The sequence below is a fragment of the Erythrobacter sp. QSSC1-22B genome, from assembly GCF_001678665.1.
Classification (GTDB): domain Bacteria; phylum Pseudomonadota; class Alphaproteobacteria; order Sphingomonadales; family Sphingomonadaceae; genus Qipengyuania.
In genome coordinates, this window is the sequence record NZ_LZRP01000005.1 from 253,017 (window position 1) to 278,112 (window position 25,096).

The 25,096-nt window shown below is 60.2% G+C and carries 26 protein-coding genes, 1 tRNA gene and 1 other RNA gene; 16 read left to right on the forward strand and 12 right to left on the reverse strand.

From position 1 onward, the window contains the following. Window positions 1–82: 82 nt before the first annotated feature. Window positions 83–1,027: an RluA family pseudouridine synthase gene (locus A9995_RS10275; RefSeq protein WP_067612453.1), complete on the reverse strand. Its 945-nt coding sequence runs from the start codon at window positions 1,025–1,027 to the stop codon at window positions 83–85. 19 nt (window positions 1,028–1,046) lie between these two features. Between A9995_RS10275 and A9995_RS10280 the strand changes: the two genes are divergently transcribed. The 4 genes from A9995_RS10280 (at window position 1,047) to rnpB (ending at window position 3,305) form a co-directional block, all read left to right on the forward strand. Further along, the gene (locus tag A9995_RS10280) at window positions 1,047–1,448 is read left to right on the forward strand and encodes a Mov34/MPN/PAD-1 family protein (RefSeq protein ID WP_067612455.1); all 402 of its coding nucleotides are present in this window, start codon (window positions 1,047–1,049) and stop codon (window positions 1,446–1,448) included. Window positions 1,449–1,480: 32 nt separating this feature from the next. Then, window positions 1,481–2,140 (forward strand): histidine phosphotransferase family protein, encoded by a 660-nt coding sequence (locus A9995_RS10285; RefSeq protein ID WP_067612457.1) that lies wholly within the window; start codon window positions 1,481–1,483, stop codon window positions 2,138–2,140. Window positions 2,141–2,256: 116 nt separating this feature from the next. After that, complete coding sequence (locus A9995_RS10290) at window positions 2,257–2,895, forward strand: N-acetylmuramoyl-L-alanine amidase (RefSeq protein ID WP_233998175.1); 639 nt, start codon at window positions 2,257–2,259, stop codon at window positions 2,893–2,895. 7 nt (window positions 2,896–2,902) lie between these two features. Continuing rightward, an RNA gene (gene rnpB, locus A9995_RS10295) (RNase P RNA component class A) lies at window positions 2,903–3,305 on the forward strand. Window positions 3,306–3,327: 22 nt separating this feature from the next. On the opposite strand, the gene A9995_RS10300 is transcribed toward rnpB, so the two are convergent. Continuing rightward, the gene (locus A9995_RS10300; protein ID WP_067612458.1) at window positions 3,328–4,107 is read right to left on the reverse strand and encodes an acyl-CoA thioesterase II; all 780 of its coding nucleotides are present in this window, start codon (window positions 4,105–4,107) and stop codon (window positions 3,328–3,330) included. A gap of 163 nt (window positions 4,108–4,270) precedes the next feature. Between A9995_RS10300 and A9995_RS10305 the strand changes: the two genes are divergently transcribed. From A9995_RS10305 to A9995_RS16685, 3 genes are all read left to right on the forward strand, one after another. Further along, window positions 4,271–4,344 (forward strand) — tRNA-Cys (locus tag A9995_RS10305). A gap of 827 nt (window positions 4,345–5,171) precedes the next feature. Further along, window positions 5,172–5,960, forward strand: a complete 789-nt coding sequence (locus tag A9995_RS10315) for a type II toxin-antitoxin system antitoxin SocA domain-containing protein (protein WP_082992632.1) — start codon at window positions 5,172–5,174, stop codon at window positions 5,958–5,960. A 152-nt stretch (window positions 5,961–6,112) separates the two neighbouring features. Beyond that, window positions 6,113–6,367 (forward strand): hypothetical protein, encoded by a 255-nt coding sequence (locus tag A9995_RS16685; RefSeq protein WP_168157383.1) that lies wholly within the window; start codon window positions 6,113–6,115, stop codon window positions 6,365–6,367. Between the two features lie 202 nt (window positions 6,368–6,569). Here A9995_RS16685 and A9995_RS16690 read toward each other — a convergent pair whose 3' ends face one another. From A9995_RS16690 to A9995_RS17380, 6 genes are all read right to left on the reverse strand, one after another. Next, complete coding sequence (locus A9995_RS16690) at window positions 6,570–7,106, reverse strand: hypothetical protein (RefSeq protein WP_168157384.1); 537 nt, start codon at window positions 7,104–7,106, stop codon at window positions 6,570–6,572. A gap of 106 nt (window positions 7,107–7,212) precedes the next feature. Further along, on the reverse strand, window positions 7,213–7,980 hold the full coding sequence (locus A9995_RS10325; protein WP_067612469.1) for a hypothetical protein: 768 nt from the start codon (window positions 7,978–7,980) through the stop codon (window positions 7,213–7,215). An 83-nt stretch (window positions 7,981–8,063) separates the two neighbouring features. Then, entirely contained in the window at window positions 8,064–8,804 is a 741-nt protein-coding gene (locus A9995_RS10330) for a hypothetical protein (protein ID WP_145916896.1), read from the reverse strand. Window positions 8,805–8,859: 55 nt separating this feature from the next. Next, window positions 8,860–9,717, reverse strand: a complete 858-nt coding sequence (locus A9995_RS10335; RefSeq protein ID WP_067612474.1) for a 3'-5' exonuclease — start codon at window positions 9,715–9,717, stop codon at window positions 8,860–8,862. Continuing rightward, window positions 9,710–10,093: a hypothetical protein gene (locus A9995_RS10340; protein WP_145916897.1), complete on the reverse strand. Its 384-nt coding sequence runs from the start codon at window positions 10,091–10,093 to the stop codon at window positions 9,710–9,712. The genes A9995_RS10335 and A9995_RS10340 overlap by 8 nt, the downstream gene beginning before the upstream one ends. 75 nt (window positions 10,094–10,168) lie before the next feature. After that, on the reverse strand, window positions 10,169–10,402 hold the full coding sequence (locus A9995_RS17380) for a hypothetical protein (protein WP_233998165.1): 234 nt from the start codon (window positions 10,400–10,402) through the stop codon (window positions 10,169–10,171). Here A9995_RS17380 and A9995_RS17650 point away from each other — a divergent pair. Continuing rightward, window positions 10,305–10,508, forward strand: coding sequence for an ArsR/SmtB family transcription factor (locus A9995_RS17650; protein ID WP_369815836.1), 204 nt, complete (start codon window positions 10,305–10,307; stop codon window positions 10,506–10,508). The two genes, A9995_RS17380 and A9995_RS17650, sit on opposite strands and share 98 nt — an antisense overlap. Before the next feature lie 103 nt (window positions 10,509–10,611). On the opposite strand, the gene A9995_RS10350 is transcribed toward A9995_RS17650, so the two are convergent. The 3 genes from A9995_RS10350 to A9995_RS10360 form a co-directional block, all read right to left on the reverse strand. Further along, a complete protein-coding gene (locus A9995_RS10350) occupies window positions 10,612–11,967 on the reverse strand; it encodes a cyclic GMP-AMP synthase DncV-like nucleotidyltransferase (RefSeq protein ID WP_199797248.1) in 1,356 nt (451 codons plus the stop codon). Window position 11,968: 1 nt separating this feature from the next. Beyond that, window positions 11,969–13,036, reverse strand: coding sequence for an SAVED domain-containing protein (locus A9995_RS10355; protein ID WP_067612482.1), 1,068 nt, complete (start codon window positions 13,034–13,036; stop codon window positions 11,969–11,971). A 592-nt stretch (window positions 13,037–13,628) separates the two neighbouring features. Continuing rightward, window positions 13,629–14,018 (reverse strand): helix-turn-helix domain-containing protein, encoded by a 390-nt coding sequence (locus A9995_RS10360; protein WP_067612484.1) that lies wholly within the window; start codon window positions 14,016–14,018, stop codon window positions 13,629–13,631. Between the two features lie 67 nt (window positions 14,019–14,085). Between A9995_RS10360 and A9995_RS10365 the strand changes: the two genes are divergently transcribed. The 3 genes from A9995_RS10365 (at window position 14,086) to A9995_RS10375 (ending at window position 17,129) form a co-directional block, all read left to right on the forward strand. Next, entirely contained in the window at window positions 14,086–14,706 is a 621-nt protein-coding gene (locus A9995_RS10365; RefSeq protein ID WP_067612486.1) for a cation transporter, read from the forward strand. Then, window positions 14,699–15,025 carry a DUF3703 domain-containing protein gene (locus A9995_RS16055; protein WP_233998166.1) on the forward strand — a complete coding sequence of 109 codons (327 nt, stop codon included), beginning with the start codon at window positions 14,699–14,701 and terminating at the stop codon, window positions 15,023–15,025. The genes A9995_RS10365 and A9995_RS16055 overlap by 8 nt, the downstream gene beginning before the upstream one ends. Before the next feature lie 76 nt (window positions 15,026–15,101). Then, entirely contained in the window at window positions 15,102–17,129 is a 2,028-nt protein-coding gene (locus tag A9995_RS10375; RefSeq protein WP_067612491.1) for a TonB-dependent siderophore receptor, read from the forward strand. A gap of 103 nt (window positions 17,130–17,232) precedes the next feature. Here the strand turns inward: A9995_RS10375 and cueR are convergent, their stop codons facing one another. Further along, a complete protein-coding gene (gene cueR, locus A9995_RS10380; RefSeq protein WP_067612495.1) occupies window positions 17,233–17,682 on the reverse strand; it encodes a Cu(I)-responsive transcriptional regulator in 450 nt (149 codons plus the stop codon). Between the two features lie 220 nt (window positions 17,683–17,902). Here cueR and A9995_RS10385 point away from each other — a divergent pair, with 220 nt between their 5' ends. From A9995_RS10385 to A9995_RS10405, 5 genes are all read left to right on the forward strand, one after another. Beyond that, window positions 17,903–18,157 (forward strand): hypothetical protein, encoded by a 255-nt coding sequence (locus A9995_RS10385; RefSeq protein WP_067612497.1) that lies wholly within the window; start codon window positions 17,903–17,905, stop codon window positions 18,155–18,157. Window positions 18,158–18,712: 555 nt separating this feature from the next. Next, window positions 18,713–20,017: a TolC family protein gene (locus A9995_RS10390; RefSeq protein WP_233998167.1), complete on the forward strand. Its 1,305-nt coding sequence runs from the start codon at window positions 18,713–18,715 to the stop codon at window positions 20,015–20,017. Further along, complete coding sequence (locus A9995_RS10395; protein ID WP_067612501.1) at window positions 20,014–21,522, forward strand: efflux RND transporter periplasmic adaptor subunit; 1,509 nt, start codon at window positions 20,014–20,016, stop codon at window positions 21,520–21,522. Before A9995_RS10390 ends, A9995_RS10395 begins: the two co-directional genes overlap by 4 nt. Beyond that, entirely contained in the window at window positions 21,519–24,686 is a 3,168-nt protein-coding gene (locus A9995_RS10400; protein ID WP_067612504.1) for an efflux RND transporter permease subunit, read from the forward strand. The genes A9995_RS10395 and A9995_RS10400 overlap by 4 nt, the downstream gene beginning before the upstream one ends. After that, window positions 24,665–25,066 carry a copper-binding protein gene (locus A9995_RS10405; RefSeq protein WP_233998168.1) on the forward strand — a complete coding sequence of 134 codons (402 nt, stop codon included), beginning with the start codon at window positions 24,665–24,667 and terminating at the stop codon, window positions 25,064–25,066. Before A9995_RS10400 ends, A9995_RS10405 begins: the two co-directional genes overlap by 22 nt. Window positions 25,067–25,096: the final 30 nt, after the last annotated feature.

Consider the following 25,096-nt stretch of genomic DNA (forward strand, 5'->3'; position numbering starts at 1 on the left):
CCCCTGCTGGGCATCTGGCCGTTCGGGCCACTGGTTCACTTATAGACTAAGGACGCGCGCCTGAAAGCGCGTTTCATCGATTTCAACGAGCGGTTTCGTCGATCAGTTCCCGCATGTCGTCCGGCAGTTCGGCGGTGAACTGCACCTGCTCGCCGGTCGCGGGATGGATGAAGCCGAGTTCCGCCGCATGAAGCGCCTGGCGGGCGAAACCGATCTCGCTAAGCAAGTCCCGCAACGCCTTTGGCGTGCGTCCGTATGCCGGGTCCCCCAATAGCGGATGACCGATTGACATCAGGTGAACCCGGACCTGGTGCGTGCGTCCGGTCTCGAGCCGGCATTCGATCAGCGTCGCATGGTCGAGCCGGCGGATCGAACGGTAATGCGTGATGGCGGGCTTGCCCCGTTCCGCATCCTCCTGGAGCACCGCCATTTTCTTGCGATCCCGATCCGAACGGCCGAGACGCGCCTCGATTCGGCCCGATGGCGGGTTGGGATGGCCGCTACAGACCGCCAGATAGCGGCGATGGACCGAATGTTCGGAAAATTGCGCGGCCAGGCTCTCATGCGAGGCGTCGGTCTTGGCGACCACGATCAGCCCCGAGGTGTCCTTGTCGATCCGGTGGACGATGCCGGGCCGCGCAACGCCGTTGATTCCCGACAACCTCCCCGCGCAATGAAACAGCAGCGCGTTCACCAGCGTCCCGTCGCGATTGCCCGCGGCGGGGTGGACGACCATCCCGGCGGGCTTGTCGACCACGATCAGATGCTTGTCCTCGAAGGCGACTCGCAGCGGGATATCCTGTGGCTCGACATCGAGCGGCTTGGCCGGGGGCAGCGCGATGGCGAAATGCGCGCCCGCGGCGATCTTGCGCGAGGGGTCGAGCGCGGCTTCGCCCGCCACGCTGACCGCGCCATCGGCGATCAGCCGCTTGACCCGTTCGCGCGACAGCCCGGCCGCGCCGGCCAGCGCCTTGTCGAGCCGGTCGGCCTGTTCGATCGTCCCGGTGATGATTTCCTTGGCAGTCATGATTACAGAGCCATGGGTGATGACCCTGCAAGTGACAAGCGAGCTGTGCGATGCGCTGGTGGCAAAGGCTGCCGCGGCGCATCCGCGCGAATGCTGCGGCCTGCTGTTCGGGCGCGCGAGGGAAGGGCGGATCGACGCCATCGCCGCTGCGGCGAACGTCCACCCGAATCCCGAAGCCCATTTCGAGATCGATCCGCAGGCGCTGATCGACGCGCACCGGGCCACACGGACGGGCGGGCCGGAACTAGTCGGCTATTATCATTCGCACCCCGATGGAAACGCGCGGCCATCCGCAACGGACGCGGCGATGTCTGCCGGCGACGGGATGATCTGGGCGATCGTCGGGGGCGATACGGTAACCTTCTGGCGGGCCGGAGCTGCCGGGTTCAGCGCGCTTCCCTATCGCCTTGTCTCTCGCTAATGCACGGGCCTGGCTTTAGAACTTTGGAAACCATGTCCGAAAACTCCTCCGTCGACCTTGCCGCGCTGCTGTGTTCCCGCCTGTGCCACGACCTGCTCTCGCCGGTCGGAGCGTTAAGCAACGGGCTCGAGCTGCTCGCCACCGAAACCGACCCGGCGATGCGCCAGAACTGCATGGAACTGCTCGAGCAGAGCGCGCTGGTCAGCACCAACAAGCTCAAGTTCTTCCGCCTGGCCTTCGGCGCCGCGGGCGGTTTCGGCGACCGGGTCCCGGTCGAGGAAACCCGCAAGCTGATCGACGCGCTGGTGGCGGACAAGGGCCGGATCGAGGTGAACTGGTCGCTCTCGCAGTCCAACCTGCCCAAGCCGGCCGTCAAGGTGATGCTCAATTTCGCGCAGATGGCGGTCGATTCGCTGGTACGCGGCGGGACGCTCGACATCGGCGCCGAGCTGCGCGACGGCGCCACCGAAATCGTGCTGCGCGCCAGCGGGCCACGGATCGCGTTCGACGAGGTGCTGGCGCTCGCGCTCGAAGGCAGGCTCGCTCCCGACGAACTCTCGAGCCGCACCGCTCCGGCGCACATGATCTACCTGCTCGCGAAGCAGTGCGGCGGCGGACTGCAGTTCGCGCGCAGCGAGGATGCGCTGGTTCTCGGCGCGGTCCTGCCCGAACCGGAGGGCATGATCGGGTGAGCGAATTGGGATCGGAATTCGGATCGGCTGGGGCGGAACTCCCCGTTAGCAAGGATGAGTTGGTCGATCGCGAGGTGCTTTCGCCCAATCACGACGAGCGCGCGCTGCCGATCACCATGGTGGTGATCCACTACACCGAGATGGAGGACAAGGGGTTCGCGATCGAGCGATTGTGCGATCCCGAAGCCAAGGTTTCCGCCAATTACCTGATCGGCGCTCAGGGCGAGGTCGTCCGGCTGGTGCCCGAGGAAAAGCGCGCCTGGCACGCGGGCGTTTCCTACTGGCGCGGGATCAAGGATGTGAACTCCGCCAGCATCGGCATCGAGCTCGATCACCCGGGCCACAAATACGGCTACCGCCCCTTTCCCGATGCGCAGTTCGAGGCTTTGGTGCCGCTGGTCGCGCGGATGGTGAAGCGATATGATATTCCGCGCGCCAATGTGGTCGGCCATTCCGATGTCGCGCCGGCGCGCAAGATCGATCCGGGCGAGCTGTTCCCGTGGGATCGCCTCGCCGAATACGGGTTGTGCCTGCCACGCCCGGAAAAGCTCGAACGCGGCGATCCGTTCGACAACGATGCATCCTTCTACCTCGCGCTCGAACGCTTCGGCTACGACATCACCGATGGCCACAAGGCGGTCGAGGCCTTCCAGCGCCGCTGGCGGCCCGAACGGATCGATGGCGAGATCGACGGCGAACTGCGCGCGATCCTGTTCTACTTGCTGCTGGACAGGGACCGGGGGCGCACTAGATAGACGCCTGCCAGGGGGCTGGGCAGCCGCGTCGGGAAGCGATTTCCGCCGAGGAAAGTCCGGGCTCCACGAAGAAAGGGTGGCGGGTAACGCCCGCCGAGAGCGATCTCAGGGAAAGTGCCACAGAGAGCATACCGCCGATGGCCCATTAAAAGGCACAGGCAAGGGTGAAAGGGTGCGGTAAGAGCGCACCGGGGGGCTGGCGACAGCCTCCGCACGGCAAACCCCACCCGGAGCAAAGCCGAATAGGGGCGGCGCGCTCTACGGAGCAGGTGTGTTTCGCACCGACCGCCCGGGTTGGCTGCTCGAGCCATGGAGCAATCCATGGCCCAGATGAATGGCTGCCCCTGCGGCGCAGGTCCTTCGGGATACCGGTTGCAGGACAGAACCCGGCTTACAGGCCCCCTGGCATCATCCTTTGGACGGCGATCGCGTTCAGCCGAAGATCGCCACCGACTGCAACCCGTCCATGACCTGTTGCCCGGCTGCATTCCACAGCCGCAGCCGCTCGCTCGAATAGCCGGACGAGGCGTGCTGGCTGGCGTTTTCCGACAGCCACCAGCCGTCACTGGTCTGCGGCGCGGTGTCGAGCAGGTTGAACGACCAGTTGATCGAACTGAGCGGGCCGGGCCGGGCCATGACCCGCATCGCGCCCGGCGGAAGCACGTCGCCCAGCAGAATCAGTTCGCTCACCGGGTCGAGCCCGGTCGGCGGCTTGAGCCGCGCCCAGCGCCGCACCATCGGATCGCCGGGACCGCGCTGGTCCTGCGCGCGGCGCAGTTCGAAATTGTTCTGCAGGAAGGCCGGGCCCTGGTTGCCCATCACCGTTTCAGCCTGATCGGGCGGGCCGGGCCAGTCGGCAAGCTCGGCCGCAGCGTGACTGGCATTGGGTTCGCGTTCGGAGCCGAACAGGAAGAAGGCGGTGAGGGTGCATCTGCCGCCGCACCAGATCTCGCTGCGGACCTGCGCGACATTGCGACCCTGGCGGACGATCTCGCGGCGCAATTCGGCGGTCTCGTCGACCGGCGCGACGAAAGCGACCTGCGCCGCCCGCAGCGGCGGCAGGTCGGGGAAGGCCCGCGTGGCCGCGGTATAGGCGATCAGCGCCGAAGCGCCGCCGTAAAGCGTGCGGCCCTGCTGCCATTCGTCGAAACGTCCGAAGCGCACCTCGCCCCCGGCAGCGGTGATCGGATCGAGCAGTTCCTGGATAGCCATGCGGCAACGACATAGCCGCCTTCGCGGCGAGGTCCAGACTGACGTAACGGAAAGGCACCAGGGATGGGAGGCCAGTGACGGGAGGATGGAAGCGCATTGCCATGCGCGCTCGGTTTCGCTAATGCGCCGCTTCCCATCCGTCGTCTGGCGGCTGGAACCTCAAGGCCCGATGGCGGAGTGGTTACGTAGAGGACTGCAAATCCTCGCACGCCGGTTCGATTCCGGCTCGGGCCTCCACATCCTTATTAGTTTTCACTAAAAACCCCTCATCTTTGCAGATTGAGGGGTTTTCGTATTTCTAATTTGGTTAAACCGATAAGCATGCGCACAGCCAGGCCGGCACGTATTCCAAGGTCCGGATTGGATCAATGGCAGTGAAAGCGGTAGTAGGTCCCAATCTGCGTGGTTCTGCAGACTTTCAACGTCGGTGATAGGAATGGGATCTCGATTCGGGCCCTGACGGGCGTCCCGATTAGGGCTAAAGCGATTGCACTCGTTGATGCGACATCTACACACGCCTCATCGCCGAGCAGCGTCACGCTCCAATTCGGAGCAACGATGGCAGCGGACACAAATCCTTTGGAGCGCCGTAGCATCAGGCTCGCGCCAATGCGACAAGGCACCATGTCGAACGAAGCCTCGAGCTGTGGGGTTATTACCGTCCATAAACCGGTTCGGGCGCATCGCTGAACCAGCTTCGCAACGGTCCTCGCCGCATCTTCGACTCGTGTCGCAACGTAGGCTTCGAGTGATGCGGGGATCGGTCCCGACTCTCGATCCATCCAGTGATCGTCGGGGTTGCTCGGCTCGAGTATAAAGCCCTCCTCCATGACGATTGGCGCAGCTCCTTGCCATTTTCGGCCAGCGCCAAAATCGACGCGGCCACCACCCATCCTTCGCCCTGCATAAGCCGGATGGGTTAACGACGTTGGCAACGGCGATTTGAGTGAAGGCTCGGGCCGCTGCCTCTTACCATAAGCAAATGAGGAGCTTGGTGTTTGCACGCATGTCGCGGGCGGGCTGGTCCTGTGTGTGTTTGAAGGAGTTTCGAAAGGTGTGATTGAATGGAAAATCAGAGGAAAACGAATATGCAAGAGGATAACCCGCAGCCATTGCTAAGGCTGCCCGCGCAGTCAGAGGAGCAGCCCCGTCGATCGACGCTCACCTCACATGCCAACTCCGGCTGGCAACGCATAAGGATGGCCATCGCCAGTATTCTCCTTGCGATATCAAAGTGTTTGGAGAAAATAGCCAGAATGGCTCAATCGACAAAATTCAACGAGCTTCTCAGCTACGTTCCGAAGCGCGACAAGGTCGTGGAAGGCGCCCTCTGGCTATTGGAGCGAGCGCCGCAGAGTGGTGGGGTAATGACAACGGAAAAGCTGTCGACGGTCATGTTCCTTGCGGACAAGGCGCATCTGGATGCCTACGGGCGTCCAGTGTTCTTCGACAACTACGTTGCCACGGAAAATGGCCCCGAAGGCGTTGCTGCGATGGAAATGCTGGATGCAAATTACAACTGGACTTCAATTGGTAGTGCAAGCGCGCCCTGGACCCTCGAAAACGCAAACGGGGAGTCTTTCCCGCATGCGTCGCGCTCACCCAACATGCGGCGCCTCTCCGAAACTGATGTCGAAGCGCTGGAGAGCGCCATGGCAATGGTAACCGCGCTCGACGCCGACCAACTCCGCCTCTTCACCCATCGGGACCAAGCCTACGCTGCTGCTTGGAACGATGGCAAGGGGGCCGGTTCGAGATTAGATCCGCGACTCATCCCCGATACGCGAGACGACGAGATGATCGACGACCTGCTCTATGCGTCCCGCCACGCCTATATCGCTCCTTCTCGATGATGAGGCCCAATCCCAGTGAAGTATGGGGTTTCAAGAGTCCAACTGCTCCGAAGGGCGAGATCAAGTGGAAGTATCATTTGTGCATAGGTTGCGAAGCCGTGTTCCTTTTCGTGAGCACCCATCGCGTGCGTAGAGAAGACCACCGTGGCGTAATGGTCATTCCCAACAGCGAATTTGACTTTCTGGAGCCGACCGAAACCGGGCGAAGCGAGATCTCTTGCACAACGATAATTGAGCGAAAGTTCCCCGATAATACGGTTCCTCGGAAAAACCCTTGCGGCACCGTCGCTCGGCGTTTGATGAAAGACCTGGCGCACCATGTGCGCGATTCGAAACAGCTGACCGAGGACGAACGCGACGCGATCCTTGATTACATCCTCGACTTCTACGGCGTTGGTCTTTGGTGATCGACGAGGCGGTGTTCTGCAGGCCTTCGGGACGATGGGTATGCCCGCTGTCTTGGTCATATTCGCAGAGTAAGGCGTTTCCATTGTCCGCATAGGATGAGTTATGCGGTTGAGGACAAAATTCGGACTTGTTTCGCGAGAAAAGCTTCGCCTGTATCCACCGTCAATGCGAGGCTTCACTAAAGCGTGCCAATTAAATTCATTAGAACCAAATCGGCCGCGCTCTTTCCAATATCTCCCATGCCCGGAAGGCAGCAAAAAGCCGCGTTGCCTCGGTCGGCCATGCCTTGCTTATCACATAAGCCAACCATATCAGCTGCGCACGGACATCTGCACATCGTGCTTGGCCCATGAGGTCGGTATGGTAACTATCACGAAGACCGAAAGTAGAGGCGAGTTCGATTATGGCGCTCTCCGGCGTTCCGACGAGACTGAGATCCGAAGGTTGAACGCTATCGAGACCCGAGAACGCGTCAATCAAGCTAAGGCCGGCTTGGAGAACGTGTCGGCGATCCCAAAAGGTCTCGTATGCTTCAGGGGATCCGAGGACTACATGCCTACCATCACACAGATCGCCTAGACGAGAAATCACGTTGATGCGGTCCATCGCGGATGTGGTGCAAATATGGTGTTTGGTGAACACCGGATCACCGTCGACCATCTGAACGTGAAAAGCACCGTAGCAGGTGACAGGCCGATCCCGCCCGCCTTGGGTTGAGACGCCGTCGATGAAGACCACGGCCACCAGCTCTCCAGGGTATTTTCGGCCTCGACGCATCGCCCGTTCATGAGCGCCCTCGCGCCTGAAGGATTTATTGGGACGAGACGGACGCCCGCGCCGATCGTCAGCACCCATCTTCAGTGTCCACTTGGGCACCGGCGAACCGATCGCAAAAGGCGAGCTTCATGAAGTGCTCAGTCAGGGCACGCGCGCCATCTTGGGTTACCATCTCGCTCCAGTCATCCCAGCGATCGATGCGCTCGAGGAGCCACGGGTAGAATTGGTCGCGTGCAAACCGATCGCGAGTGGGCCAACTCATCGACCACAGAGTGCTCCGCACGGGAATCTCTGCCGTGATCCGGAGACCAATCAGCTTTACCACGGGCTCTCCGCCAATCATGTCGGTGGCGAAACGGTGAGCCATGAGGGCGGCAGCCCGTTCTCGCCTTTCCACTTGATCTGCTGCTGCCCTGCGCCGGGGACCACTGGCCGCCGTGCGTGTGGCGGTGATCCAGTCGAGACCGACGTTGTCGTCGATATCCTCCCGGACCCGGGTTGCGACGAGCATCAGGAGGACGGCGCGACCTTCCGCTGTGGGCCTACCGTCGGATTCCTGCAGCAGGCCCGCGGCGAACAAATATGCCCGGAAAAACTGCTCGAGGTGTCGATCACCTAGAAAAATGTCTGCAACGCGTTCTTCCGCTGCAACAAAACGACCATCGATGATCGCAAGGTAGCTCCCCATGAATTCCATGATCTCGTTAGCCCAGCGAGAGTGGATAGATGGCAGGCAGAGACGGCCGACCCAGAACGCCTCGCGAACTGAGGCCCATTCGCGACCGTCCTCGTCGATGAGAGGAGGCTGTCCCGGAACATCGGAGTCGCTGATCATCCAATAACCCCATGGCAGATCAGGATGTCGGTTCTCGCCGTAGCGTTCGTCGGTGTGGCGACTGAATGGTGAAAACGGCCCAGTCATGCAGCGCCACCGACGTTGTCATGGGGCGGCGGGAGCTGAGGCTGCTTGCCTCCATCGCTGTGTTGTTCGGCCGCGTTCGCAAGGGACTTAAGTCTGCGCGCCAGTTCAACGCACTGTCCGTAGACATATGACTGGTCACGGTAGACGTCACCCCTGCGCCGAACATTCCGGTGCCCCGCCGGGATGAGATCGCCAGGGTGATCGGTATCGAAGCCGAGCCACCAGAGGTCTTCATGGTCGAACTCATCCTTGGTGGTCTGGACGGTTCGGTATTCCTGCACGAGCCTGACCCTCGTGACGTGGCACACGGTGTAACGCTCTTGCCGCGGCTTACCGTAGGCTTCCCTTGCGAACCGGTTGACCTCGCATGCTTTTCCGTAGGTGACCCCTCCGTGCACGACATTCGAAACGTCAACGGGCACCGCATCGGCTTCAAATCCGAACAGTGGGTGCTCTGGGCCAATGCCCACATAGCCCGAGATCGTGCCGTTCGGCTGACGCAACATGATGCAGCCGAGCCCAGTCTCTTCATCGAGCCAAGCGACTTTATCCGCCTCCTGATCCCAAGGCCCGTCGTCGGACGGCTTGCGGTCCGGATTATGATACACCTGCAGTGCGGTGATGCTGGTATCAGCGACTGGATACGCAATCGGAGCCTCATTTATCAGCCCATCGGGCAAGGGTGACTTCGTCACCTGCCGGTTACTCGCTTTGCCTCGAGTGGGTTTCCTCGCCATGTGGCTCTCCTTCACTGCTTAATATTTCTGGGGGCGCTTGATCGATGATGTGACGTCACCGATAGCGGCTAAAGGCGTCGCGGCGGGTCATGCGAGGACCCATGCATCGCGCGCCCTTGCCATGCGCGTAGACTTCGCTCGCCAGCCAGGCCTGCTCTGAAAGCAACTCGGTATCGGAGACCTCGCGCGACCAGTGCTGGGCCTTCGCGTCCCATCGATACCCGCGCATGCGCAGTGCATCCTTGGTCGAGAAGGCGGATCCAACCGCTTCGATCAGCCAGCTGTCCGATGATGCCCGGCCGTCAAGCTCCGAGAGCAGAGGGCGACCATCAGTTCCCTCGTGCCGCAGGAGCTGGATCAGAGCGTCAACATCACCTTCCGCCCTGTGAGCATCGTAAAACCATCCTGCCTGCGCACAGAGCCACCCGAGCGAACGGCCCTCGAACCCGGCTGCCGCCCAGTCGATCTCAACGCACGAACACGCCCACTCCATTGTGGGCAAACAGGACAAGCGGCGCTCCACCATCGGGCGGTCGAAGGCCGCGTTGTGCGCAATGACGATATCCGCTGAGGAGATAATGTCGGTTGCGACGCGGTCGTCGATGCGGCGCCCGACGAGATCCTGGTCAGTGATGCCTGTAATGCGCACGATGTCTTCGGGTAGAGTGACCCCAGGATCCTCTCGCCAGCACCACGACTTACCGATTTCGACGATGTAACCCCGGTGGTCATACCGAAAGCGGCGCACCGCTAGTTCGATGACCCGGTCTTCGACTGGACACAGCCCCGTCGTTTCAACATCGACGACCGCAGCGACGCGTAAAGGATCGTCAGGGTCTCCGAGGCCGGTCTCGCCTACAACGAGTTCGACCCGACGCAGTTCGCGGATGCTGGGACGACCCGGATCAATCATGACCTTCTTCCCATCTTGCGGGACGGGGTGCCTCTGTCAAAATCTGATCCATCGCCGAGGGATCAGCGTCGAGGCCAAGACCTAGACCATGCAGCAAGATCGCCTTCGAACAGGCATCACGATCCATGCAGGCCTCAATCGGAGGGCGACCATTAAAGAGCTCAAGCGGCGAAACCATCCAGTCCACTGGATCGACCGCCAGACCGTCGCGCTGCATGCGAGCCCCCGTCTCAGCCGCGACACAAGCGATGCGCACCAAAGCGACACGCTGCACCGCCATCATCCCTCCGCTGTGGTTCTCGAGCGGGTCGAGAATCCAATCGGCTGGAGCTACTTCAAACGAGGGGTCGAATTCGTAATCCGCGGTATGGCTCATGGCACCGCTCCTCACGTAACGCATCGGACCTTCCGATGCCCTGTGGAATGGCACATAGCACGAACACATATTAATTCAATAGATATTGAAGCATTGAATTAACTTGCCGGTTGGGAGGGCCAGCGCTATCTGCTGGAGAATGGAAAAAATGGATGCGATTGCGAAGCTCAGTGCCTTGGCCCAGCCAACCAGGCTCGACATATATCTTGCCATAGCCCGCGCGAAGAAAGGCATCACATCTACCGAAGTCGCTGAGCAAACGGGCACGATGCCGACAAACACTTCGGTGCATTTGTCGATCTTGCGCAATGCGGGGCTAGTATCGTCAACAAAGGCAGGGCGAACGGTCACCTACAGGGCCGACGGAGATGCACTGCAGACGTTGTCGCGATTCCTTATTGATGCGGTTGGTTGAGTTCGTTCGCAAGCATGACATGTCAGAAACTCGACTGTTCCGGTCGCGTTCGCTTCTGCTTCGATCTTACCGACTGCAGAGCGGGACACACATTCCAAGTCCCTCAGCGGCGACCCCGGAATATACCCCCCACTATTTTCACCGTCAGGGTAGCCGATGCCACCGGAAGGCCATCCTTGATGACGTTGCAAGTCATGGTGTGAATGCCTTTATAGGCCGTGCTCGTCCACCATTGTGGGTCCTCGCTGGAGGCATCGCCCGACCAAGTCAGCTGCTTAGCCTGGCGGGCATCATCGCCTTCGTTTTCTACATCGTAGCGAATTGAAAACGGCGGCGGCACGTTCGTGTCTTCGACGAAAAAGCGCAAACCGAGGTTCTTTGGCACCACTTGGCCCCGATAGCGCGAAATGATCTTCCCCCGTTCCGACTTGGCTAAATCACAACTTATTCGCACCCAGTAACTGCCATCACTGAGGTCAGCTTTAGCAAGCGCGGCCTCGCAGAGCACCTCTTTGGCTGCCCAGAAAGCGTGGTTGAAGACCCAATCCCATGCCGACCGGGCTTTTTCGCGTGTGCAGCGGTCTTCATACAGAACGGCGAGCTTGGGCAGATTGGCCGACAGCTTATCTCTCAGCAAGGTAACCTGATTCAGATATTCGGCCTTGCCAGTCAACTCGCGGCCGCCGCCATTGGGGTGCCAGACTCGGCAATCTGTCCTTAGCCGAGCGTTGATCGCCACGAGGGTGTCGTAGAGCGCCACGTCGTCGCGGCTGCGATCAGGCCGGTAGCATTCGACTACGAGCGCTGTGGTGATCATGCCGCCTGGCAGGTTCCACGACGTGCGCGAGCGGCAAAACCATTTCACCAATCGCACCATCCGCCGCAGTTGGTTGACCCTCACCGTTGGCGCGTTCCCCCAATCGTCGGTTTTGGGCGATTTATTTTCCACTTCGTCAATGAACCAGGTCGTGACCTCTGCCGGGTCTCGTTCGACCCAGTCGGTGCTTGCGTGCTCGTGCGTAACGGTGCCCAAGATGTTCGAAGAGCGCCGATAAATTGCAAAATCGAGGTGGTAACCGTCAGCATACCAAACGGTGACCGCATTCGTCCGAGCCTCGGGATCGTGGAGAAAACTTGTGCCGCGCTTGCACAGCGCATCGCGCACACGTTGCCGAGCAGACAGAGCGCCACTGGGGAGTTCATCCTTCTCGAAGATCAGCGCCACGTCGATGTCATGGTTGCTCTCTCCAGCAGGGTCGTTGACTACCGTCCCCATCGCGTAGCCACCCTGATTGCGCCACGCTTTGAAGATCGGCTTGTTTAGATCGCCGAGCCCATTCCGAATCCGATCAAGATTTGTCGTCCGGACCTCCGCGAGCCGCTTTTCGGAAGCGGAGTCGAGCTTCACGTGCTGATCGTGGAACGACAGGATGTCTGCCGCCATGTTAAAAATTGCCATGCTAGTTCCTCACCACTTGTCCAGGGCCTGGCGGTCCGTTCACCTCGATCCCCCAAGGATAGGGCTTGGCCGCATTGCGATCGTAGGCGTAGACCCGCACTGGCGGGTGGAGCGTCCGGCTCACTGTGCGCCCGAGTGCAAAGCCAATGGACATCGGTGCCGAGCAGAAAACGTGCACTCGGGACCCGGTCGGCAGCGTCAGTGTGCTGTCCAATGCTGCTCGGAACTGACGGGCAAGTTCAGCAACTTGGCCTTCGTGCGTAATGCAGTCGAGCGAGGGAGCGGCAACTCCAACCCTGATTAGGCGGCCCACGTCAGGAACGCTCGTCACAACCTCCGCGGAAGCGATCGCATAGCTCACTTCGACCGCCACAGCGACGTCTTCTCCCAACCCAAGCACCTCGGTTCGGGTTACCATCCCAAGGTCAGCACCCGTTCCAACGGTTAGCGGGATCCAACGTTGTTCGTGCCGGTGCCACTCGAAGCTCTGCATTCGGATCCAGCTCGCGAGTTGATAACCCGCGAGCAGCTGGAGCGGCGCTTGAACGATTCCGCAGTAACCTATGTCGGCATCCGGATTGACGCCGAGGATAGTTGATATCTGGTCGGGCATCCTCAACTGCTTCTCCAAAGCAGCCTCAAGCCCAGGAGGATTGGCGCCAAGTTCACGGCTCTGATCGATAACTAGGGGCCGTAGGTCGCGGCGCGCCAGACCAGACGGCAGTTCGTTCTTTAGAATATCACGAACGATCGGTGCGAAGCCGAGGTGCTTGATGGCAACGAACGTTCCAACACGCGACCCTTGGCCATCGAACAACCTAACGGCCACGCGTTCAAGGCGACTCTGTCCTGCAAAGGCTGCAACGAGCAGAGATAAGCCGATCAAGATCAGGGACACACCGATCCAAAGAGGCGCATCAAGATAGAGGTCGAGACCAAACTGCCGGTTCAAAGCAGCGAGAAAAGCATCCTTAAGGCCCGGCGCGACAATGCCCACGCTGGCGGCAGAGAAAAGGCTCCCGAAAGTCAAAAGCCCAATTCTGGTTTTCGTGTCTGGATCGTTGATCATTTTTCGCCCCCTGCGATGGGCGAATAGCCGACGTCGGTCTCATAACACAAATTGCTGAGCCGCACCGTGCCCATCAATTCGCAAAAGGCTTTATAGCTTGCAACCGGTCGCTGTCTTTCGCGGGTCGATTGCGCTTTTATCCTGTCGGTAGCAGGTTGCCAAAAACCGCCACGGCCAGACTGACACCGATGGCCAGCGAAGTTTCTGTGCGGACGCCCTTGCGAAGGCTCGCCGAGGCACCAACAACTCTGCTCGCCGAGCGCGGAGTAAAGTGCCGCCTTCTCGCCGGCACAGCGATTTTTAAACATTCCCGGCGCCAAGTTTATCGGCTCTCTCGGCAGAACTTTGCTCCACCGGCAACATATCGGAGGGCCAAAACCGGTCGCCTCGTCGACATCGCTCCGGTTCCGCCCAATTGGAATTGCCTCAAGGCCAAGTGCGGACGCAGTCATAGCCAAGACCCCGACGAGCGCACCTGCGTCTCGCCAGAATAACGTCTCCTAATTTCGGTAGCATGCCTCGTTTCCCCAACGGTCAGCCGGCGGCGGACGACATTATCCTCTGGGGACCACGTGTGGCATAGTCGACATCATCATCGCCGGCCGAGGCTCTCGACGATCCTGCATTCGCCGACCCGGTCCGATTCGCAGGATTCCAGCATCTGCCCCAACTCCACCCGCAGCGAAGTGAGATCAGAAATCTTGCGCTCAACCTCTGCCATTTGTCGTTGCACAAGCTGATCGACGTCTGCGCAAGGCTTGTCGTCATGATCGGAAAGAACAAGCAGTTCGCGAACCTGAGCCATGCTGAATCCGAGCTCTCGTGCCCGCCGGACAAATGTCAGCGTCGCGAGGTGGCCGCTGGAGTAATCCCTGTAATTGCTGTCTGTCCGGTCCGCCGCAGGCAAGATGCCTTCGCGCTCGTAATAGCGGATCGTCTCCGCCTTGGTGCCAGTCGCCTTTGCCAGTTCGCCGATACGCATCGCTTGACCTTGTAGTAGCTACAAGGTGCATATGTCTCTGCGACTCGAACGTTGCAAGGAGAGTGGCATGGGCAAATCCTGCTGCGAGACCCCCGAACCCGATGTAGCCGCGCATAACAATCCGCGCTGGCGCCTGATACTTTGGATCGCTCTCGTGGCGAACGCTGCCATGTTCGTGGTCGAGATCATCGCTGGCGTCGCAGCAGACTCCCGCGCACTCCAGGCGGATGCGCTCGACTTTTTCGGCGATGCGGCGAACTATGCCATCAGCCTCGGTGTGGCCGGCATGGCGCTGGCTTGGCGGGCAAGGGCTGCCCTGGTGAAGGCCGCAACCATGCTGGCGTTCGGCCTATGGGTTATCGGCTACGCGATTTACGGTTTCGCTGTGGGTTCAAGCCCCGAACCGGAGACGATGGGGATCATCGGAGCGCTGGCTCTGGTCGTGAACATGATCGTGGCATTGCTGTTGTTTCGTTATCGCGAGGGCGATGCGAACATGCGATCGGTTTGGATCTGCTCGCGCAACGACGCGATCGGCAACATTGCCGTGCTTGTTGCGGCTTTCGGCGTGTTCGGCACCGGGCAAGCATGGCCCGACCTGCTTGTCGCCAGTATCATGGCTGGTCTCGCAATCTGGGGCAGCATCGAAGTATTCACGCAGGCACGCCGGGAGTTGGCGCATGGCTGATCATCCCACCTCACGGATCTCCGCATTTCTCGCTGAAGAGTATCGCGCTGCGAACCTTGCGGTGAGTGCCGGATGCATTGATCATGCGTGGCTTCATCTCAAACGCGCGCATATCCTCGCCCAGCTGAAACTGGTGTCGCATTGCCAGTCGCACTGGCGAATGCTGAGGCTGGCGGTGAGGCTGCGCGACTGGCGGGAGGCTGCCGGTCAGATTATCCGGTTCGGCTTGGCCCCTCCAGGCAATCTCACCGGGCGACTTCCCATTGGCAATACCGGTCGGGCGAATGAGCGCCTTTGCGCGGATGGTGATTCCGCCTGATCTCGAGACCATGCTCAATCCCGCAGCGGATTGAATACCAACACCCATCGATTCGCCCTCTTTAGAAAGCTCTCTCTTGATCCTTGATTCCCGCACGTCGCTCCTGCTGGTCGCAGTCTCGTTGCTCACGTTCTCCCATCCTGCCCACGCTCAAGATGCAGCGGGCCAGAATTGGTCTCCAATTCACGATGAGCACGAAGGGCATGATGAGGCCGAAGAGAGCGAAGAGAGCGAAGAGAGCGAAGAGAGCGAAGAGGTCATTATCGTTCAGGGCACGCGGCTTGGCCGGCGGGTTCAAGACGAACCACTTCGCGTCGAGGTGATTGCTGGCGAGGAGATCGAGGAGAAGGCGATCATGCGCCCCGGCAACATCGCCATGCTCGTCAACGAGACCGGCGGAGTGCGGGTGCAGGTAACTTCACCGGCGCTGGGCGCTGCCAATATCCGCATCCAGGGTCTGGAGGGTCGCTACACCCAGCTGCTGGCCGACAACCTTCCGCTTTATGGCGGGGGAGCGGGATCGCTCGGTCTGTTGCAGATCCCGCCTACCGATCTGGCCCAGGTCGAAGTGATCAAGGGATCGGTCTCGGCGCTCTACGGCGCCTCGGCGCTCGGCGGTGTGATCAATCTCTTTTCCAAACGCCCGGGCAACGAGTTCGAGGCCGAAGTGCTCGCCAATGCGACCACCCGCAATGGCCAGGACCTGACGGCTTATGCAGCCAGTCCAGTGAGCGGCAATGCCGGGCTTTCGCTTACGGCGGGGGCCCATCGCCAGAGCGGGCAGGATCTGGATGGCGATGGCTGGTATGATATGGCCGGCTATGATCGCCTCACCGCGCGCCCCAGAATTCAATGGAATGGTGATGAGGGGTCATCCGTTTATCTCACGCTGGGAGCGATGACCGAAAATCGTGTCGGTGGGACTCTGCCACATCGGACGGTGCCTGACGGCACGCCGTTCGTGCAGACGCAGGACACCGAGCGCTTCGATGCGGGATTGGTCGCAGAAACTCCTTTGGCGGAGATCGGCACGCTCAACCTGCGCGCTTCGGCGATGCGCCAGAACCATCTCCATCGCTTTGGCAACGTCGTCGAAGATGACCGCCATACGAACCTGTTCGGTGAAGCTTCGGTCGCTGGCAGCAGCGGTGCGACTTCCTGGGTCGGCGGCGTAGCATTCCAGTCCGACGGCTTCGCTTCGGAGACATTTCCGGCGTTCGATTACTCCTATGAAGCACCTGCCATTTTCGCGCAGGTTGAGCAGGAAGCTTCGCTCGACCTGACACTGGCAGCGAGCGCCCGCGTCGACTTCCACAGCGAATTTGGAACGCAGTTCAGCCCGCGCCTGTCGGCGCTCTACCGCCCCGGTAACTGGACGATCCGTGGCTCGTTCAGCCGAGGGTTTTTCGCCCCCACGCCTTTCGTGGATGCGATCGAGGCATCTGGGCTTTCGCGGCTCGAGCCGCTGGGTGATCTCGAAGCGGAAACTGCGCGCACCGCCTCGATCGACATTGGCTATGCCGATGGTCCGTGGGAAGCCAACCTTACGCTGTTTAGGGCCAACATCGATAATGCCACACGGCTCGATGAGATCGCAGGAGATCGTGTCCAGCTCGTCAACGTCGATGGAACAACGCGGGTGCGCGGCTCGGAATTACTGCTTCGCTTTAGGCAGGACGGGTTCACCATCACCGGCAGCTATGTCTTCGTCGATGCGACCGAGCCTGACGCTACGGGGTTTGCCCGGCGAAAAGTGTCGCTGACGCCCAAACATACCGCAGGGCTGGTGGGCATGTGGGAAGAGCACGGCAAGGGACGGATCGGCATCGAGGCCTATTACACGGGGGTGCAAACGCTTGAGGACAATCCCTATCGCACCCGCTCGCGTCCCTACCTGCATCTCGGCATCCTTGGCGAGATAACGATCGGCAAGGTCAGCCTATTCGCCAATGCCGAGAACCTGCTCGACGTGCGCCAGACTAAATACGATCCCCTACTGCGTCGGCAACGAGCACCGAGCGGCGAGTGGACGGTCGACGCTTGGGCACCCCTTGAGGGCTTCATCCTGAATGGAGGGATTCGCCTGCGTTTTGGAGGACACTGAAGTCAGCGTTTGGGCCAGGCAGATCAAATGCCATCATCTACGCCATCGCGAAGGGCGGGGCCCCATCTGTGCTCGCGACCCAACAGAGCTGAAACTGGGCAGCTCAGGAGGTGACCCGAGCCGCACCGAAGCGGGTTTCCGCCGCTCCGGACTTCCAGCGATCGGAACTTTCGGCGAGCCCGGTGAGAATAGGGCAGTCAGGGCGCTCATCGTTGAAGCAGTTCTCGGCAAGGTGGGTCAGAGTTGCGATCATCTCTTGCAGCTGCGAAACCTTTTTCGAAAGCTCGCGCACATGCGCCATAGTCAGAGTTTTTACTTCTGCGCTTGAACGGTCACCGCATCGCCAAAGTGCAAGCAGTTCATTTATACGAGCAACAGAGAAACCCAGATCGCGAGCGCGGCGAATAAATCTCAACGTATGAACGTCTTCGTTTGTGTATACACGATAACCCGCATCTGTGCGGTCTGCAGCCCCAATCAAGCCGGTTTTTTCATAGTAGCGGATCATCTTGGCTGAAACGCCCGATGCGGCGCCTGCCTCCCCGATATTCATACTGCTTCTCCGTGGGTTCGCGACGTGTAGATATAATTCTGCATTTGGCCTTGACCTTACCATGGTGGGAACCCCGATATGGTGACGGTAGAGGCCTCTCCAACCCCCAGGCAGGTTTGGGACACGGAAGGCTTAACGACACGATCACAACCGGCGGGCCGCGGTTTCATCTAAACGCAAGGATCGGCCCATGGGCCTTGCGAAGCAGGAGTGAATTACAATGACGACGTTGAAAATCGCCGCCTTGAGCGCGTTTGCTGCGCTTGGCATATCCTCTGCAGCCCTCGCGCAGACAAAGGATGAGCGCTCTGAGAAGAATGCAATGCCCGCAGATCATAGTGAAATGATGGCGGGCGACATGGGCGGAATGAAGGGCATGATGAATGACCCCGAAATGCGCGAGCAGATGAAGCAGATGATGAGCAACTGTCATAAAATGATGGAAGCGAAGCACGACAAAATGCCTGCCAAGTAACCCCGCTCTCACGAAGACATGGGGCGCGGTTCATCCCATGTCGTCTCGGTGGGGGCACCTATGCGCCCCGCGGATGACATGTCGCAGCTGCCGCGCCCGTTTTCGATAGGCTTTCGCTCTCGGCAACCGAGTGCTAGGTGATTTTCATGCAATTGTGGCGACTATTTTTAATGTTTGGAGCGCTTTTAGGCTTGGGGCTCTTGGCTCAGCCTTCAGCTTACGCTCGTCAGACGATCGCCGTGTCTGCTGCATCAGATTGTGAAAAGATGGTCCTCGACCGCGCTGTTGATGGCGCGACTGAAAAGACAATTGACTGCCATGACCCGAAGCTGGGCTGCGTCTCCGGCATGACCTGTATCTCCGCGCTTTACCGGTCCGAAGGAACCTTGCAGTCGCCTTCACCACTTCAGAGCGATTATCGATATACGAAACTGGCCTCCAGAGAGCCGCTGAGCGCTTGTCGCGGCCCCGAGCCTCCACCTCCCCAATTGCATTCCTGAACTTCTGCCGCGGCGCTCTGTCCGCGGTATCGCGAGACCGTGTGAGCGCAGCCGAGTGGCTGCGAGCATCGCCAATGCCCGCCGCGAGCGGCAAGCACTGCCGGTTTGGGAAAACACAATGATGAAAAAATCAACCAGCTGGCTCTTGCCCGCTGCCTTGCTTGCCGTTCCGGCTTCCGCGCAGCAGGTCGGTCCCGGTCTTACCTATGACGAGGCTATTCGCGCTGCTGTGATCGAACAGCCGGGCGTGCAGGCGGGTGAGTTACAACTGCAGGCGCGACAGGATGCGGCGGAGGCTGCCGATGAACTGCCGGACCCCCAATTGCGGGCCGGCATTATGAATTTGCCTGTTACAGGACCAGATTTTCTCGACCCGACAATGATGACCCAGCTTTTGGTCGGAATCGAACAGCGAATTCCCAATCGGGGAAAGCTGCGGGCGCGCACCAGGATGGCAGATGCAGAGATAGGCCTTGCGCAGGCGCAACTAGACCAAACCAAATATATGGCTCGGATCGCGTCAGGACGGGCGTGGATTTCACTTACCTACGCCCAGCGGTCGCTTGTGGTAGCGGATGAGGCGCTGAACGAATTACGGCAACTGGTTCCGGTGGCCTACGCGGCCGTTTCGAGCGGATCCGCTCGACCCGCCGAAACCCTTGAAATCCGCCGCGCCTTGCTTGAAGTCGAAGACGCGATCACTGCCCTCGAAGCGAACCGCGAGGCGGCACAAGCACTCTTGGTCCGATATGTGGCAGTTGAAAATCCAGTCGCTGCGGGGATCATGCCTCCAATCGAAGTGGATCCCGAGCAGCTAAGAGACACTCTGGGGTTTAACCCGCAGATCGTTCTTGCAAACGCAGCGATCCAACAGGCGCGGGCAGAAGTCGGCTTGGCCGAGGCGGAAAAGCGGCCCGACTTCGGTGTCAACGTTAGCTACGGCATCCGCGAGCGCAGGTTCGGCGACCTGTTCTCGGTAATGGGCACAGTGACCTTGCCGTTGTTTGGAGGACGCCGACAGGAGCCTCGCATTCGCGCTGCCGAGGCGGACGCCGCTTCGGCGAGCGCCGTGCGAGAGGATCGCCTGCGTGAGCTCCAAGCGCAGTTTGGAGCCGATCTCGCTGCCTGGCGAAGCGCCTACCAACAGTGGAAGCGTGCAAAGGATGAATTGCTGCCGCTCGCCCGTGACCGGGTTGAACTGGAGACGGCAAGCTTTGCCGCCGGGAGAGCCGACCTGCTTGACGTGATCGAAGCGATCAAGGCGCAGGCGTTTCTCGAACTCGAAATTCTTGAACGCGAGGAAGCGGCGGTGGAGGCCGCCTCCAAACTTCGGCTGACTTACACGGAGCAAGTGCAATGAAGGCAGCCTGGAAGGAACTGACGCCGCGTCAGAAATCATACGCGGCCGCAGCTGGCATTGGCCTAGCGATTGTCGTTGCCGGCTACGGGGTCTGGCAATTCAGGGACGGGGCCGATGATGATGCCGCTTCGGGAAGCACCGAGTGCGAGGACGTCCTTTACTGGTATGACCCAATGGTCCCCGGTCAACGCTTCGACGAACCTGGACCGTCACCATTTATGGATATGGCGCTGGTGCCGAAGTGCGCCGGAGAAACTGCCGGTGCAGGCGGCGTCAGCATCGACCCCACGCTGGTGCAGAACCTTGGTATCCGGACTGCGAAAGCAGAGTTCGGCATTCTCGAACCGGACGTCACAGTCACCGGCGTGCTCAGCTATAACGAGAGCGATGTCGCAATCGTGCAGCCTCGTGCCGGCGGATATGTGGAGCGCACCTACGGCCTGGCCCCGCAGGATGTCGTGAGCAAGGGCGCGCCACTGGTCGATATCCTTGTTCCAGAGTGGGGCGGAGCACAACGCGAGTATATAGCCGTTCTGGGCACTGGAAACGACGAGCTTGCCAGTGCATCGCGGCAGCGGCTCCTGCTGCTTGGAATGTCAGCTTCGCTGATTGCGCGGGTCACTCGCACTCGCGAGCCGCATTCGACGATTACCGTGAGCGCCCCGATTTCGGGCGCAATCACCGAACTCATGGTGAGACCCGGAATGACCGTTTCAGCCGGACAGACCTTAGCCCAGGTCGCCGGCTTTACACCGATCTGGCTAGAGGCCGCAGTTCCCGAAACACTGGCAGCCGAAGTGAGGGATGGCCAGCCGATCACTGCCACATTGACCGCTTTCCCCGGAGAGAATTTCACCGGGCCAATTATAGCCATTTTGCCAAGCGCGGCCGACGAAAGTCGCACGATCACCGTGCGCGCTGCATTGTCCAATCCAGGTCGACGACTGAAGCCAGGTATGTTCGCGCAGGTCTCGCTGGTCCCGCAGAGCGAAAGGGCACTGCTGGTTCCCTCCGAAGCGGTGATTCGCACAGGCGAGCGCACGATTGTGATGCTGGCCCAAAAAGGAGGTGGGTATCGTCCCGCAGAGGTGCGGATTGGTCGTGAAGCCAAGGGGCGCACCCAAATCCTGGCCGGTCTGGCACCCGGCGAGAAAGTCGTCAGCTCCGGCCAGTTCTTGCTGGATTCCGAAGCGAGCCTGGCCGGGCTCGATGTTCGCCCGATCGATGAAGTGCCGATGGCAAGCAGCAGTGGTGACCGGAAAGCGGACGAAAATGCTGCGGACACTTACACAGCCACTGGCACAAACAATGCCATTACTGCGCAGAAGATTACGCTGAAGCATGGACCCGTTCCTGCGCTCTCTTGGCCGGCTATGACAATGGGTTTTGCAACCAAGGGTCCGGCACAGGTGCGTGGGTTCAAGCGCGGTGACCGGGTCACCTTCACCTTTACGCAGAGTGATGCCGGACCGCAGATCGTTTCGATCCGGAGGAGCGGCCAATGATCGCGCGCATCATTGACGCGTCCATTGCCAATCGCCTGTTTATCGTCCTTGCGGCCATCGCGATTACGCTTGGAGGTCTGTGGGCCGTGCGGACAACGCCGGTCGACGCGTTGCCCGATCTGTCGGACGTGCAGGTAGTGGTCCGCTCGAACTATCCGGGTCAGGCGCCACGGATCATCGAGGATCAGGTGACCTATCCTTTGGCCACTACGATGCTTTCTGTGCCGGGCGTCAAGACGGTTCGCGGCTATTCAATGTTCGGTGACAGCTACGTCTACATCATCTTCGAGGACGGGACCGACCTCTACTGGGCACGATCGCGCGTTCTTGAATATCTGAGCCAGGCGCAGGACGATCTGCCCGACGGGGTGGCCACAGCGCTTGGTCCAGATGCAACCGGCGTTGGCTGGATTTATCAGTATGCACTCGTCGACCGGACCGGCCGACATGACCTTTCCGACCTCAGGAGCCTGCAGGACTGGTTCCTGCGATATGAACTGAAAACCATCCCCGGCATCTCCGAAGTCGCCAGCATCGGCGGCATGGTCAAGCAGTATCAGGTCGTGCTTGATCCTTACCGAATGGCCTCATTCGGTGTGACGCATGGCGAAATCGTCGATGCGGTTCAGGCGGCCAATCAGGAAACCGGCGGCTCGATCGTTGAGATGGCAGAATCTGAATACATGGTCCGAGCCTCGGGCTATCTCAGCGACCTCGACGATTTCCGCAAAATTCCGCTGAAGACCGCTTCTGGCGGCGTTCCAGTGACGCTCGGTGACGTAGCAAACATCCAGATGGGGCCAGAACTAAGGCGCGGTATCGCAGAACTGAACGGCGAAGGTGAGGTTGCCGGCGGCATCGTCATCCTGCGTCAGGGCGGAGATGCGCGTGAGGCCATCGCAGCTGTCGAAGAGAAACTCGAGCAGCTATCTGCGAGCCTGCCCGAAGGGGTCGAAGTCGTCACAGTCTATGACAGATCGGCCCTGATTGATGCTTCGGTCGAGAACCTGACGAAAAAGCTGATCCTGGAATTCATCATCGTCGGTCTCGTATGCGGATTGTTCCTGTGGCATGTGCGCTCGGCGCTTGTTGCTATCGTGACGCTTCCTATCGGGATCCTCGCCGCTTTCATGGTGATGCGCATCCAGGGGCTGAACGCGAATATTATGTCGCTCGGCGGTATCGCCATCGCGATCGGGGCGATGGTCGATGCCGCGATCGTGATGGTCGAGAATGCGCACAAGCATATCGAGCGCTGGACCCACGAGAATCAGGATGCGGTAATGTCCAATAACGAGCGGTGGCGGATTGTGGGCGACGCTTCGAAGGAGGTCGGTCCGGCGCTGTTTTTTAGCCTGCTGATTATCACCCTCTCGTTCCTTCCAGTCTTCACTTTGCAGGCACAGGAGGGCAAGCTGTTCGCTCCGCTCGCCTTCACCAAAACCTACGCGATGGCGGCCGCGGCTATCCTCTCGATAACGTTGGTCCCGGTGCTGATGGGCTGGTTGATACGGGGAAAGATCCCCGCGGAAGACACCAACTTGATCAACCGCGGATTGACCCGCGCTTATCGTCCAGGACTCGGCTGGGTCATGCGGCGGCCAAAGATGACGCTGGCAATCGCTGGACTCATTTTTCTGACCACGATTATCCCGTTCTCGCGCCTCGGCGGGGAGTTTCTCCCGCCACTCGATGAAGGTGACCTGCTCTACATGCCGAGCGCGCTGCCGGGCCTTTCGCCGCAACAGGCATCCGACCTGCTCCAGCGAACCGATCGCCTGATCAAGTCCGTGCCCGAGGTCGAGACCGTCTTTGGCAAAGCAGGCCGCGCGGACACAGCGACTGACCCGGCGCCACTGACGATGTTCGAAACCACCATCCAATTCAAACCGCGTGACGAATGGCGCGAGGGGATGACAGCCGAGAAGCTTGTCGATGAGCTCGACCGCGTGGTTCAGGTGCCGGGCCTGGCCAACGTCTGGGTTCCCCCTATCCGCAACCGGATCGACATGCTGGCAACGGGCATCAAGAGCCCGATCGGCGTCAAGGTCTCTGGCGAGGACCTGCAAGAGCTCGAGCGCGTGGCACTCGAGGTAGAGAGTGTCGCCAAACAAGTGCCCGGCGTTAGCTCGGCTCTCGCCGAGAGATTGTCAGGCGGGCGATATATCGACGTCGATATCGATCGAGTTGCTGCGTCCCGCTACGGCCTCAACATCGCCGATGTGCAGGAGATCGTCTCCGGTGCGATTGGCGGCGCCAATGTCGGTCGCACGGTCGAGGGTCTGGCGCGCTATCCGATCAATGTCCGCTATCCGCGCGAAATCCGCGATAGCGTGGAGGATATCAGAACTCTTCCGGTCCTGACCCCGTCGGGTCAGCAGATCACGCTCGGCACCGTTGCAGATATCGAAGTGACCAGCGGTCCGCCGATGCTCAAGAGCGAGCAGGGACGGCTGACAAGCTATGTCTATGTCGATGTGCGCGGACGTGACCTTTCGTCCGTTGTGGAAGATTTGCAGCAAGCTATCGCTGCGGGCGTGGAACTCCCCGCCGGTGTGAGCCTGTCTTATGCCGGTCAGTTCGAATATCTGACCCGCGCCTACGAGCGGATGCAAATCGTCGTCCCTGCCACGCTCGCGATCATCTTCCTTCTGCTCTACCTGATCTTCCGCCGCCTTGACGAAGCGCTGCTGATCATGGGGACGCTACCCTTCGCGCTTACCGGCGGCTTCTGGTTGCTTTACCTGATGGGCTATAACCAATCCGTGGCAACGGCGGTGGGCTTCATAGCGCTTGCAGGCGTCTCCGCCGAGTTCGGTGTGGTCATGATGATCTACCTCAAGGCTGCACTCGAACGCCACAGCGGCGAACTGGATGCAGAAGGTGTCGATGAAGCCATTCGCGAGGGCGCTTTGCTGCGGGTCCGGCCTAAGGCAATGACCGTGGCCGTCATTTTGGCAGGCCTGTTCCCGATCCTCATCGGAACCGGCGCGGGCTCTGAAGTGATGAGCCGCATTGCGGCCCCGATGATCGGCGGAATGATTACGGCCCCGCTGCTTTCGATGTTCGTGCTTCCCGCTGCATATCTGTTGATGCGGCGTCCCCGGGCTTCCGAGCCCAATCTACCCCAAGGAGAAGATCAATGCGCTATTCAACCCGTCTGACCGTGCTGGCGCCGACGCTGGCACTATCGCTAGCTCTGGCTGGATGTGACAATGCGAGCGACAGCGAAATGCCCATGGCAACTGAAGAGATGCCGATGGCAGTGGACGAGATGCCGATGAACGTTGAAAATATGCCGATGACGCAGTCTGGCGCTGTTCGAGCCGGTAGCGCACAAGGCACGGTCACTGAGATCGATGCCGAAGCTGGCACGATCACCCTCGATCACGGTCCGGTCCCGGCGATGGAGTGGCCGGCGATGACCATGGCTTTCGATGCGACACCGGAAGTCCGCGACGAAGTTGCCGTCGGCGACACGATCACTTTTGAGTTCGAGGCAAGCGATGCGGGCAATCAGATCACGTCAGTAAGCAAGCAATAAAGCAAAACCGGGTCCGGACGGCGCCCATCC

Excerpts from the sequence above, each read along its gene's own strand:
- A9995_RS10385 (WP_067612497.1), top strand. The coding sequence starts at position 17,903 with ATGACGACGTTGAAAATCGCCGCCTTGAGCGCGTTTGCTGCGCTTGGC.
- A9995_RS16055 (WP_233998166.1), top strand. The coding sequence starts at position 14,699 with ATGGCTGATCATCCCACCTCACGGATCTCCGCATTTCTCGCTGAAGAG.
- A9995_RS16685 (WP_168157383.1), top strand. The coding sequence starts at position 6,113 with ATGGTCATTCCCAACAGCGAATTTGACTTTCTGGAGCCGACCGAAACC.
- A9995_RS10355 (WP_067612482.1), bottom strand. The coding sequence starts at position 13,036 with ATGATCAACGATCCAGACACGAAAACCAGAATTGGGCTTTTGACTTTC.
- A9995_RS10285 (WP_067612457.1), top strand. The coding sequence starts at position 1,481 with ATGTCCGAAAACTCCTCCGTCGACCTTGCCGCGCTGCTGTGTTCCCGC.
- A9995_RS10335 (WP_067612474.1), bottom strand. The coding sequence starts at position 9,717 with ATGATTGATCCGGGTCGTCCCAGCATCCGCGAACTGCGTCGGGTCGAA.
- A9995_RS10395 (WP_067612501.1), top strand. The coding sequence starts at position 20,014 with ATGAAGGCAGCCTGGAAGGAACTGACGCCGCGTCAGAAATCATACGCG.
- A9995_RS10405 (WP_233998168.1), top strand. The coding sequence starts at position 24,665 with ATGCGCTATTCAACCCGTCTGACCGTGCTGGCGCCGACGCTGGCACTA.
- A9995_RS10275 (WP_067612453.1), bottom strand. The coding sequence starts at position 1,027 with ATGACTGCCAAGGAAATCATCACCGGGACGATCGAACAGGCCGACCGG.
- A9995_RS10365 (WP_067612486.1), top strand. The coding sequence starts at position 14,086 with ATGGGCAAATCCTGCTGCGAGACCCCCGAACCCGATGTAGCCGCGCAT.
- A9995_RS10360 (WP_067612484.1), bottom strand. The coding sequence starts at position 14,018 with ATGCGTATCGGCGAACTGGCAAAGGCGACTGGCACCAAGGCGGAGACG.
- A9995_RS10315 (WP_082992632.1), top strand. The coding sequence starts at position 5,172 with ATGGAAAATCAGAGGAAAACGAATATGCAAGAGGATAACCCGCAGCCA.
- A9995_RS10325 (WP_067612469.1), bottom strand. The coding sequence starts at position 7,980 with ATGATCAGCGACTCCGATGTTCCGGGACAGCCTCCTCTCATCGACGAG.
- A9995_RS10350 (WP_199797248.1), bottom strand. The coding sequence starts at position 11,967 with ATGGCAATTTTTAACATGGCGGCAGACATCCTGTCGTTCCACGATCAG.
- A9995_RS10290 (WP_233998175.1), top strand. The coding sequence starts at position 2,257 with ATGGTGGTGATCCACTACACCGAGATGGAGGACAAGGGGTTCGCGATC.
- A9995_RS10280 (WP_067612455.1), top strand. The coding sequence starts at position 1,047 with ATGACCCTGCAAGTGACAAGCGAGCTGTGCGATGCGCTGGTGGCAAAG.
- A9995_RS10340 (WP_145916897.1), bottom strand. The coding sequence starts at position 10,093 with ATGAGCCATACCGCGGATTACGAATTCGACCCCTCGTTTGAAGTAGCT.
- A9995_RS10330 (WP_145916896.1), bottom strand. The coding sequence starts at position 8,804 with ATGGCGAGGAAACCCACTCGAGGCAAAGCGAGTAACCGGCAGGTGACG.
- cueR (WP_067612495.1), bottom strand. The coding sequence starts at position 17,682 with ATGAATATCGGGGAGGCAGGCGCCGCATCGGGCGTTTCAGCCAAGATG.
- A9995_RS10400 (WP_067612504.1), top strand. The coding sequence starts at position 21,519 with ATGATCGCGCGCATCATTGACGCGTCCATTGCCAATCGCCTGTTTATC.
- A9995_RS10300 (WP_067612458.1), bottom strand. The coding sequence starts at position 4,107 with ATGGCTATCCAGGAACTGCTCGATCCGATCACCGCTGCCGGGGGCGAG.